The sequence below is a fragment of the Desulfosarcina sp. genome, from assembly GCF_033791525.1.
Lineage (GTDB): Bacteria > Desulfobacterota > Desulfobacteria > Desulfobacterales > Desulfosarcinaceae > Desulfosarcina.
The window spans coordinates 1-10,825 of sequence record NZ_JASJGN010000466.1; the positions used below are offsets into that span (position 1 = coordinate 1).

Below are 10,825 nucleotides of genomic sequence, written 5' to 3' on the forward strand. Positions count from 1 at the left end.
AGTGCCGATCCAGAAATGGTTATTTTGCCCGATCTCTGCGTTGCGCGAAAAATTTTATCCTCGGAATATCCACTATATGCCTCCGGTAAAATTTTTCGCACGCCTTGATCTCGACCAAAATCCCTCATTTCTGGACGGACACTAGTTAGTTTCCCATCGGCTGCATTCTTTTACTTGCAGCTCCAGAGCTGCCTTGCTATAACGCTGTGAACCCCAATCGCAGGCTATAAGCATAAGCGCCGCCAGGCGGCTATTGCGGTTGCCGCAATTTGAACCCCATCCATGACCAACCATCGACGCATTTTTAGGAGCAGACCATGACAATGGTGACGTACGCGGTAAATGAGCATGTTGCCACAATTACCCTGAACGATGGGGAGAATCGGTTTAATCCGGATTTTATCAACGCCTATTTAGGCGTTCTCGATGAGATTGAGGATACCACCGATGCCACCACCCTGGTGGTGACCGCATCCCATGAAAAGATATTCTCCAACGGCATCGATCTGGAGTGGCTGGTGCCGGTCATAGAAAAAAATGACCTCGCTTTGGCCAAAGATTACTTTTACCTGCTAAACCGCATGTTCAAACGCATCGTTACCTATCCGCTAGTGACCGTGGCCGGAATTTCTGGGCACGCTTTCGCCGGCGGTGCCATTATGTGCTGTGCGTTTGATTTCCGTTTCATGCGATCAGACCGCGGGTTTTTCTGTTTCCCCGAAGTGGACCTGGGGATCCCTTTTTTGCCGGGCATGAACGAACTGTTGAAAAAGGCCATGCCCATGTACATGGTGGAGTACATGGAGTACACCGGTGTCCGGCTGACTGCCGATCAATGTGTGGACCATCATATTGTTCACAAGGCCTGTCCCATCGGCACACTCATGGAGGAAACCATGGCCTTCGCCATGGCCGTCAACAAAAGACGTCCAGTGGTCGTGGAGATGAAAAAACGGCTGAATCAAGCCATCGTCCAGGCCATCGATGTCGAGGATGTGCCCTATATCGAGTCGGGCCAATTCAATATCGGTTGATCATCGTTCCAGACGGATATGATCGGGTCACCCTGGTTCCGTTGGGGTATCCCGCTAAGGTGGGGAGTGCGCCCAAACACCGCGAACCCCATGTGTTCACCCACTACGACCATTTCTAAAACCAACCCGTGGAAACAGGGGAAAATGAAAAGATCTCCCCGGCATGACCCGCCGAAACCTTTTTCGAACGACCCGTTTCAGGATAAAGACGCACTGATCCGTGCTCTTTTTAACCAGGCGGGCACCGGAATGGCCATCACGCTTCTCGACGGCCGTTTCATCAAGGTCAATTCAACCCTGTGCACCATGCTTGGCTATCCGGAAGAAGTACTTCTGGATCGTCGCCTGGAAAACATCATGGCGCCGGGCCACTGGCGTCGGCTGTCGGAACTGTCCCGGGACATGTTGGCCGGCAAACCAGGCCATACCCAGCTCACTCTCGAATGCCTGCACCAGGGTGGAAAAGCGGTCCGGGGGTTGCTGAATCTCGCCGTGGTCGCTGACCAGGCGGGCGCTGCCCGCTATTTGATTGTTCAGATCCAGGACATCAGCAGTCTGATCCGCACGGAAAGCGAATTGGAAGAGAGCCGGCAGCGATACCGAGCGCTGTCTGATGCGACCTTTGAAGCGGTGTTCATTTCCAGTAAAGGGATCTGCATTGACGCCAATCGCACCGCTTCCATTTTGTTTGATACACCCCGCGAAGCGTTGATCGGCATTTTCGGTACCGACGTCATCGCACCGGACTATCGGTCACGGGTCAGGGAAAACATGCTCACCGGTTACGAAATGCCTTACCATGCCGTAGCCGTGAAAAAGGATGGCACCCGGTTTCATGTGATGATCCAGGGAAAGATGATCCAGATCGGCGGACGCGAGGTTCGGGTGACGGTGCTGCGGGATATCGACGCGCAGGTCACGGCGGAAGCGGCGCTTAGAGAAAACGAGCGCCACCTGCGTTCCTTCATGGAAAGCGCATCCAACTTCGTTCTGTTCCGCCTGCGCCACCGGCCAGAAACCCCATACCAGCCCTGGCGTATTTTTATCAGCCCATCCATTGGGGAGATCGTCGATCTGACCCAGGTAACCGATTTTCAATCCTGGCTCAAGATGCTCCGCCCGGATGACCGTGAACGCCTGCTGGCCGCCGGACTGAAGATGCTAAACACCCACCGGCTGGATGAAACGGTTCGGATTCGCGACCGCTCGGGCAGCGGGTGGCGATGGCTGCATATCATCTCCGTCGCGGTACGCGACGAAACCGACCATAGTTTGTTTTTCAACGGTATCGTTCTGGACATCACCAGGGAAATGGAAGCCACTACGGCGCTGAAAGCCAGGGAAAAAGAGCTGAAGGAGAGAACCGAAAGCCTGTCCGAAGTCAATACAGCCTTGGAGGTGCTCCTGCAAAAGCGTGAAGCGGATCGTCTGGAAGTGGAAGAGAAGATGCTGACCAACGCCAAGAGCCTGATTCTACCATACCTGGAAAAGCTCGAGGCCAGTCGCTTGGATGAGCACCAGCGGGTCTATCTCAACCTGGTGGAGTCCAATCTCAACGAAATCATCTCGCCCCTGTCCCGGCGCATGTCCAGGCACTACCTGAATTTCACCCCCGCTGAAATCCAGGTGGCCAATCTGGTCAAACAGGGAAAGACCACCAAAGATGTCGCACGCATCCTGGGGCTGTCCACCCGAACCATCGAGGCCGTCCGCTATACCATTCGAAGGAAACTGGGCCTCAAGAAAAAGCGGTCCAACCTCAGGTCATACCTGCTTGCCATCGATGGTTCCGACACCATTCTTGATGGCAGCGGCCGGATTCGTTAGCCTTGTGCAATTGTTTTTGTCGCTTCAATTCCCAGCCCATCCGGTCTGGCGATGCCATCAAGCTGCCAGTTCGCGGGTTTTATGAAAACGGATCGTCGGCCACTCCTCCATGGCATTTTCAAGGCGCCACAAGCTGGCGGCTAAATAAGTCAGCTTCCCCTGGGAATCAAGGGCCAGGTTTGCATGCTTTTCCTTTTCAAAGGCGTCCAGCTTTTTCTTGTCCGTGCTGGTTACCCACCGGGCGGCGGCAAAGGTCACCGGTTCATAGTCGGCATCGACCGCGTACTCGGCTTTTAGGCGTGCCATGGTTACGTCGAACTGAAGAATGCCGACAGCGCCAAGGATATAGTTGTTCCCCAGCAAGGGGCGGAAAAACTGGACAGCTCCCTCCTCGGCCAGCTGCGTGAGCCCCTTGAGGAGTTGTTTGGCCTTCATGGGGTTTTTCAGGCGGACCCGGCGGAAATGGTCCGGCGCAAAATTGGGAATGCCGGTGAAACTGAGCGGTTCTTTTTCGTAAAAGGTGTCCCCGATGCTGATGGTGCCGTGGTTGTGGAGGCCAATGATGTCGCCGGGATAGGCCTCATCTACGTGGGCGCGATCCTGGGCCATAAAGATGGTGGCGTTGGACAAGGTGACCTGCTTGTCGATGCGGGTCTGGAAAACCTTCATGCCATGGGTGAACTTGCCTGAACAGATGCGTACAAAGGCGATACGATCACGATGGGCCGGGTCCATGTTGGCCTGAATTTTAAAGGCGAAGCCGGAAAAGGCATCCTCTTCGGGCAAGACCTGGCGGGTCGTGGTCGCCCGAGCCCTGGGGGACGGCGCCATCTCCACAAAGGCATCCAATAGTTCCCGTACACCGAAATTGTTGATGGCACTGCCGAAGAATACCGGCGTCTGGCTGCCCTTGAGGTACTGGTCCAATTCGAAGGGGTTGGCGGCACCCTCCAGCAGTTCCACATCGTCGCGCAGTTCCCTTGCCTGGCTGCCCAGCATCTCGTCCAGTCGGGGATCGGCCAGGTCAGTGATCAGGATTCCTTCCTGGTGGCGCGTTTGCCCGCCGGGGCTGAACAGGTGAAGCTGCCGGTGGTACCGGTTGTAGACCCCTCGAAACCGCTTGCCCATTCCGATGGGCCAGGATAGGGGCGCACATTCGATTTGGAGTTTTTCCTCGATATCCGAAAGGATGTCCAGGGGAGACAACCCGTCACGGTCCAGTTTGTTGATGAAGGTCATAATGGGGGTGTTGCGCATACGGCACACCTCCATGAGCTTTTCGGTCTGAGTCTCCACTCCCTTGGCGCTGTCGATTACCATGAGCGCGCTGTCCACGGCGGTGAGCACCCGGTAGGTATCCTCGGAAAAATCCTGGTGGCCGGGTGTGTCCAGCAGATTTACCTCAAAGCCGCTGAAATTGAATTTCATGACCGATGTCGTCACTGAAATACCGCGTTCTTTTTCGATGGCCATCCAGTCGCTGGTGGCATAGCGTCCTGCCCGTTTGGCCTTTACGGCACCGGCCATCTGGATAGCACCGCCGAACATGAGCAGCTTTTCCGTCAATGTGGTCTTACCGGCATCTGGATGGCTGATGATGCCGAACGTTCGTCGTTTTCTGAGTTCTTCTAAGAAATGTCGATCCATATGCGATTCGTCTTTATTCGTTTGCCAAAAAAAACAGGCCGAATGCGGCCCGTTAACGATTTACTAACCCATAGTGATAGTTTTGGTCTTGGATTACCTGGCACTGCATCCGGCGGCCGATCGAACCAGTTCATCGGCAAGTAGCGGATCGAAGCGTGTGTCTTGAATGGTTCCGTTCTCCTCGATCTCTTCGATGAATGTCTCTACGTACTCTTCACAGAAAAAACGGCGGCAGCCTTCACGAAGGATTTCATAGGCCGAAACTACCGATTGCCCTTTTTGATAGGGACGGTCAGTGGTCACCGCATCAAAGCAGTCCGCAATGCTAACGATTTTGGCGCCTGGCGGAATTTCTCCGGCCCTGAGGCCGAAGGGGTAGCCGTTCCCGTCCTCCTGCTCGTGGTGAAACAGCACGAAATCCACCGCCGGTTTAATAAAGTCGATATCCTTGAGCAGGGCGGCACCAATCAGCGGGTGGCAGCGCACCTCCTGCTGAAGATCACTGGGCAGATGGGTTTCACGATTGGTGAAAATACGATCGCTCAGGGCCAACTTACCAACATCATGAAACAAACCGCCGATACCCACATTCCGGATTTCTTCAGGGGAAAATCCCAATCGCCGGGCGAGGCGCATGGCATAAAGGGAAACCCGGTAGCCGTGGGTCTGGGTATACCGGTCTTTTTCCCCAAGGGCGCGCGAAATTTCACTCAATGTATGCAGGTGCTGCTCACAAAGCCGTTTCCGGACCTTCACTATTTGTCGCATGGATGCCAGACAGCCTCCGGGTCAATCCGCGTAAGTGCCGAGATAACCAGTTTATTGCTTATGCCTTGGGCATTACTTCCAGTTTGCCGAAACGAAAATAGATCAATATGGCAAGATGGAACGACCATCGGGCGGTGTCAAACGCGTCGTTTCGCCTCAGGCGGGGTCGTGTTCAGGTCTCAATCTGAATCAGGTTTTCAAACGGCGTTAATATAAGGCAGCACAGAAAGCGTGTCAAACGAAAACGGACGGTTAAACCGGACGGTGGCGGATCCGGCCACGACGCCACCGAGTTGATCGATTCGGGGCAAGGCTGCAACGGCTATGCGTTCTCATTCCGTGTCGGGTTTGGATCGTTGCTTCAGTTGCCTAAATACCGCCAGCGCTTGTCTCCGGCTATCGAACGTGGTGCCGCTGTTGTCGATGACAACCGTTGCTCGCCTGCGTTTCTCCTTGATGGGCATCTGGGACCGGATCCGGGCCATGGCGGCCTGTTCATCGATACCATCCCGGTTCATGAGTCGCTCCAACTGAAGCTTTTCGGGTATATAAACGACGATTACTTCTGCAAGATCGCTTTCCATGCCCGCCTCAAAAAGCAGCGGGATGTCCATGATCACCACCGCGTCGGGAGTCTGGGCGGCGATTTGGGCGATCCTTTCCGCTGAGCGTTCAAAGACCAACGGGTGAACGATGGCGTCCAGGCGTGCTTTTTTATCCGGGTCGTTGAAGATAATCTCACCCAACCGCTTGCGGTCAATATCCCCGCCGGGCATAAGAATCGTCCGGCCAAAAAAGGCGAGAATCGCATCGTAGCCAGGGGTGCCCGCTTTGACGACCTCCCGGGCGATTTGGTCGGCATCGATGACTTGGGCGCCGGCATCGGAAAGAAATCCGGATACCGTCGATTTACCGCTGGCAATGCCTCCGGTGAGACCGGCGATGATCACGGGGCGTCCTTTTGAATACGAATGGGTATTAACCATTGGATCGGGGCGGAGGGGGCTCCGACACGATCTCGGTTATTTAGTGCCCATCCATAAATGGTTATTTTACCCGATCTCTGCGTTGCGCGAAAAATTTTATCCTCGGAATATCAACTATATGCACCCCAAGGGCACTTCTTTCAGGGCGCCTCCGGTAAAATTTTTCGCACGCCTTGATCTCGACCAAAATCCCTCATTTCTGGACAGACACTCCTTAGTTTGTTTCGAACCTGAAGATCGGTCCGCCGCAAGAACCATTGCAATCAGTTAAGCGCAATTAATGTCTTTTTCAACCTTTTTTAACTTATTTTTGCCGAATACTTCAATTTTTTAAAAATTGTTTGACAGATTCATCATGCTCGACTAATAATTTTCAGTATCCGCGTAACATTGATGGATGCGTAAGAGGAATGAGGCGTACTTACGGTACGCCGCAGTGACGATGGATGAAGCGTAACGCAGATATCGGCTTTTTTACGAACCCGTCAGCATTGAAAGGCCATCGATGAAAGTCGACAAGTTAAACATTTCCATCGTCCGCCATCTGCGGGAGGGCAGGAAGTCCTACAAAATCATCGCCGAGGATCTCGGCGTCTCCGAAAATACAGTCAGATCACGGGTCAGCAAGCTTGAGGACGAGGGTGTACTGGAGATCGTCGGCCTGGTGGACCCGGAAACGGTTCCACGTCACCGGGTCGTGATGGTGGGCGTCAAGCTGACCACCATGGACCTGGTCAAAAAGGGCGAAGAGTTCAGCCGCGTTCGGGGGGTGGTATCGGTGAGCGTCGTCACCGGCCGGTTTGACCTGATCCTCATGGTTCTGCTTAAGGAAGGATTCGGCCTGCTGGAATTTTACACCGAAGAGGTTTCCCGGCTGGAGGGTGTACAGTCTGTAGAAACCTTTGTGGTTTATAAGAGTTACAACCTGAAGGTTCCTTATATATTTTAAAAAGGATTCCAGGAGTCGAGGGGTCAAGGGTCCAAGGAAAAAGCGAGTGCTGCCATGAACGCTGTAATTCGGCAGGCACATGAATAAACGGATTAACCTTGCCCAAGGCGTTGGTGCCCCACTTGAACCCTCGAATCCTTGAATCCTCGAACCCTTATAGTCATCAAAGGAAACAAGTCATGCAAACCACCGTTAAAAGGACACCTCTCAACAGCTGGCATCGAAGTCAAGGCGCCAACATGGCAAACTTTGGCGGCTACGACATGCCCCTGTGGTATTCGTCGGTGAAAGACGAACATTTAGCCGTACTGAACGGTGCCGGTGTCTTCGACACCAGCCACATGGCAGGCGTCACCGTCGCCGGATCGGGAGCTGCAGACCTGCTCCAGTATTGCTTTACCAATGATCTGGACGCCTGCATGGGACGGTCCAAAAAGCCTCTTTCTCCGGGCCGATGCGTGTATGGGGCCTTTTTAGACGAAAACGGCCAGACCATCGACGATGCGATTGTCTTCTATGTTGCGGCGGACAGCTACATGGTGGTGGTCAACGCCGGCATGGGCGGGGCTGTTGCCGACCACCTGCGGCACAATCTCGGCGGACGGGACGCCACGGTCACCGACCTGTCCGATCAGCTGGGCAAGATGGACATTCAGGGGCCGGCGGCGGCCAAAATTCTCGGTGGGGTTCTGGCCGATCCCAAAGCGGTCTTTACCGGCATTCCCTACTTCTCCTTCAAGGGGCATTTTGACCCAGCTTCGCCACTGGCCGATGCGGTCCGCCTGGATGACGGTACCCCCATTTTGCTGTCGCGCACCGGATACACCGGCGAGTTCGGCTTCGAAATTTTCCTGGCACCGGACAAGATTCAACGTCTGTGGGAGCGCCTTCTGGAGGCCGGTCGTTCCTACGACATCAAGCCCTGCGGCCTGGCGGCCCGGGACAGCCTGCGCGCCGGCGCCGTGCTGCCGCTTTCCCACCAGGATATCGGACACTGGCCATTCATCAACCATCCCTGGCCCTTCGCCCTGCCCTTTACGGCGGACCAGACCGGGTTCACCAAGGATTTCATCGGTCGGACCGCCCTGGAGAAGCAGACGGATTTCTCATTCACCCACGCCTTTGTTGGCAAGGACCTGCGCAAAATCTCAGCCGGGGAAAATTCCCGGGTCATCGATGCCGACGGCCAAACGATCGGGACCGTTCTCACCTGCGCCACAGACATGGGTATCGGGCTTCACGACGGCGACATTTTCAGCGTTGCCAGCCCGGACAAGCCGGAAGGCTTCAAAGCCAAGGGGCTTTGCTGCGGCTTCGTCAAGGTTGACCGGAAGCTGTCCGTCGGCCAGAACGTGGATATTGCCGACAACCGTAGAAAAATTACCGTCTCCATCGTGGACGATGTCCGTCCCCATCGCACCGCCCGCAAACCGATGGCCGACATGCTCTAATCGCGGACAAGACACCGCTTATCTCATAGAAAAAAACAATCACAGGGAGGGAAAACATGAAAGCGATCAGCGAACTGAATCTACCGGAAGACGTACGATACACCGACGACCATGAATGGTCCAAAAAAAACGGCGACGTGGTGCGCATGGGAGTTTCCGACTATGCCCAGGATCAATTGGGAGACATCGTCTTTGTGGAACTGCCCGAAGTGGGCAGCAGCTTTGACAAAGGCGATGAGTTCGGCACGGTAGAATCGGTCAAAGCCGTGTCCGAGCTTTACATGCCCATCGGCGGGGAGGTGACGGCCATCAACGAAGCCCTTGCCGATGAGCCCGAGCTGGTGAACAGCGACCCCTACAACGGCGGTTGGATGATTGAAATCAAAGCCAGCGACCCCGCCGAACTCGAGGCCATGAAATCCAAGGCCGACTACCTTGAGATGCTGAAAGGATAAACCCCATGAGATATCTACCCCATACCAAAGAAGACATCCAACAGATGCTTCAGGTGGTGGGCGCGGCGGATCTGGAGGCCCTTTTCTCCAGCATTCCCGACGACTGCCGCCGGAAAGATAAGATGAACCTGCCCGAGCCGCTCACCGAGTGGGAGCTCAACGGGCATATGGACTGCATGGCCGCCAGTATGGGCACGCCCCCTTTCTACAAGGTGTTCATGGGGGCCGGCAGCTACCACCATCATATCCCCGAAATCACCCGGCAGCTGCTGCTGCGCAGCGAGTTTTTCACCGCCTACACCCCCTATCAGCCTGAAATCAGCCAGGGCACCCTGCAGACCATCTACGAATACCAGACCCTGGTGACCCGCCTGTTGGGCATGGATGTGGCCAACGCCTCCATGTACGATGGCGCCTCGGCACTGGCCGAAGCCCTGCTGATGACCATCCGTGCCACGCGGCGCAAAAAAGTGGCCGTCTCGCGCGCCGTTCACCCGCTGTACCGCAAGGTGGTGGAAACCTATTTTGCCCCCACCGGCTTCGAGGTGGTCGAGCTGCCCGTGAGCGCCGACGGCCGCACCGACCTCTCCGGCCTGGCCGACTTGGGCGAACTGGCCGGCGTGGCCCTGCAGAGCCCCAACTTCTTCGGCTGCATCGAGGATCTGGAGGCCGCCGGGAAAACCATCCACGCCGATAAGAAAACCCTGTTCGTAGTCGGGTTCAGCGAGCCGCTGGCCTACGGCCTGCTCAAGAGCCCCGGTGCCTGTGGGGCGGACATCGCCTGCGGCGAAGGACAGAGTTTCGGCATCCCCCAGAGCTTCGGCGGCCCCGGCCTGGGCATGTTTGCTGCACGGCAGCAGTATGTGCGCACCATGCCCGGACGCCTGATCGGCAAAACCACGGACCGCGACGGCAAAACCGGCTTCGTGCTGACCCTGGCCACCCGTGAGCAGCACATTCGCCGTGAAAAAGCCACGTCCAATATCTGCTCCAACCAGGGGCTGTGTGCCACCGCATCCACCATGTACATGGCGGCAATGGGCGGCACGGGCATCCGCGAACTCTCGCGGCTCAACCGCGACCGGGCCGAGTACCTCAAAGCGTCACTGGCCAATGCCGGCCATAAGTCACCGTTCAGCGCGCCCACCTTCAATGAATTCGTGGTGCGCTTCCCCAAAGGCTTTGCCGACACCTGGCAGCGGCTGCTGGAAAAGAAAATCGTCGCCGGGCTGCACCTCGGCCCCTACTATCCGGAACTGTCCGACTGCTGGCTGATGTGCGTGACCGAAACCATCTCTAAAACAGGGATCGATGCATTGGTAAAGGAGGTGGCCAAATGAAAGACCAAATAAAAGATAAGATGGGAACCACCGGTCTGATCTTCAATGAACCCCTGCTCTGGGAAAAAGGATCCCCGGGACGCAAGGGACTGTCGCTGCCCCGCCGCGATGTGGATGAAACCCCGCTTGACGACGCCCTGGTGGGCGACGGTCCGGATTTTCCGGATCTATCCGAATTGGATGTGGTGCGCCACTTTACCAAGCTCTCCCAGTGGAACTTTGGGGTGGACAGCGGCATGTACCCGCTGGGCTCCTGCACCATGAAATACAACCCCAAGACCAACGAACGTCAGGCGTCCATTCCTGGATTCGCCGGCGCCCATCCCCTGCTGCCGGAAAGCCTTTCCCAGGGCGCCCTGGAGCTGATG

Annotated in this window: 9 protein-coding genes and 1 pseudogene; 7 read left to right on the forward strand and 3 right to left on the reverse strand. The window is 55.8% G+C overall.

Features of this window, described 5'->3' with window-relative positions:
- The first annotated feature begins 317 nt into the window (after positions 1-317).
- Together QNK41_RS21925 and QNK41_RS21930 are read left to right on the forward strand one after the other, a co-directional pair.
- Positions 318-1,034, forward strand: a complete 717-nt coding sequence (locus QNK41_RS21925; protein ID WP_319261692.1) for an enoyl-CoA hydratase/isomerase family protein — start codon at positions 318-320, stop codon at positions 1,032-1,034.
- A 144-nt stretch (positions 1,035-1,178) separates the two neighbouring features.
- Positions 1,179-2,861, forward strand: a complete 1,683-nt coding sequence (locus QNK41_RS21930) for a PAS domain S-box protein (protein WP_319261694.1) — start codon at positions 1,179-1,181, stop codon at positions 2,859-2,861.
- Positions 2,862-2,918: 57 nt separating this feature from the next.
- Here the strand turns inward: QNK41_RS21930 and QNK41_RS21935 are convergent, their stop codons facing one another.
- The 3 genes from QNK41_RS21935 to coaE all read right to left on the reverse strand — a co-directional run bounded on the left by QNK41_RS21935 (position 2,919) and on the right by coaE (position 6,226).
- Positions 2,919-4,508 carry a peptide chain release factor 3 gene (locus QNK41_RS21935; protein WP_319261697.1) on the reverse strand — a complete coding sequence of 530 codons (1,590 nt, stop codon included), beginning with the start codon at positions 4,506-4,508 and terminating at the stop codon, positions 2,919-2,921.
- Between the two features lie 93 nt (positions 4,509-4,601).
- Positions 4,602-5,276: an HD-GYP domain-containing protein gene (locus QNK41_RS21940; RefSeq protein ID WP_319261700.1), complete on the reverse strand. Its 675-nt coding sequence runs from the start codon at positions 5,274-5,276 to the stop codon at positions 4,602-4,604.
- 332 nt (positions 5,277-5,608) lie between these two features.
- Entirely contained in the window at positions 5,609-6,226 is a 618-nt protein-coding gene (gene coaE, locus QNK41_RS21945; RefSeq protein ID WP_319261703.1) for a dephospho-CoA kinase, read from the reverse strand.
- Positions 6,227-6,767: 541 nt separating this feature from the next.
- Here coaE and QNK41_RS21950 point away from each other — a divergent pair.
- The 5 genes and pseudogenes from QNK41_RS21950 to QNK41_RS21970 form a co-directional block, all read left to right on the forward strand.
- Positions 6,768-7,211, forward strand: a complete 444-nt coding sequence (locus QNK41_RS21950; RefSeq protein WP_319261706.1) for an Lrp/AsnC family transcriptional regulator — start codon at positions 6,768-6,770, stop codon at positions 7,209-7,211.
- A 179-nt stretch (positions 7,212-7,390) separates the two neighbouring features.
- Positions 7,391-8,662: an aminomethyl transferase family protein gene (locus tag QNK41_RS21955; protein ID WP_319261709.1), complete on the forward strand. Its 1,272-nt coding sequence runs from the start codon at positions 7,391-7,393 to the stop codon at positions 8,660-8,662.
- Between the two features lie 56 nt (positions 8,663-8,718).
- Positions 8,719-9,117 (forward strand): glycine cleavage system protein GcvH, encoded by a 399-nt coding sequence (gcvH, locus tag QNK41_RS21960; protein ID WP_319261711.1) that lies wholly within the window; start codon positions 8,719-8,721, stop codon positions 9,115-9,117.
- A gap of 5 nt (positions 9,118-9,122) precedes the next feature.
- Positions 9,123-10,457, forward strand: coding sequence for an aminomethyl-transferring glycine dehydrogenase subunit GcvPA (gene gcvPA, locus QNK41_RS21965; protein WP_319261713.1), 1,335 nt, complete (start codon positions 9,123-9,125; stop codon positions 10,455-10,457).
- A pseudogene (locus tag QNK41_RS21970) lies at positions 10,454-10,825 on the forward strand (aminomethyl-transferring glycine dehydrogenase subunit GcvPB); the annotation flags it as partial. The gene gcvPA and the pseudogene QNK41_RS21970, both read left to right, overlap by 4 nt.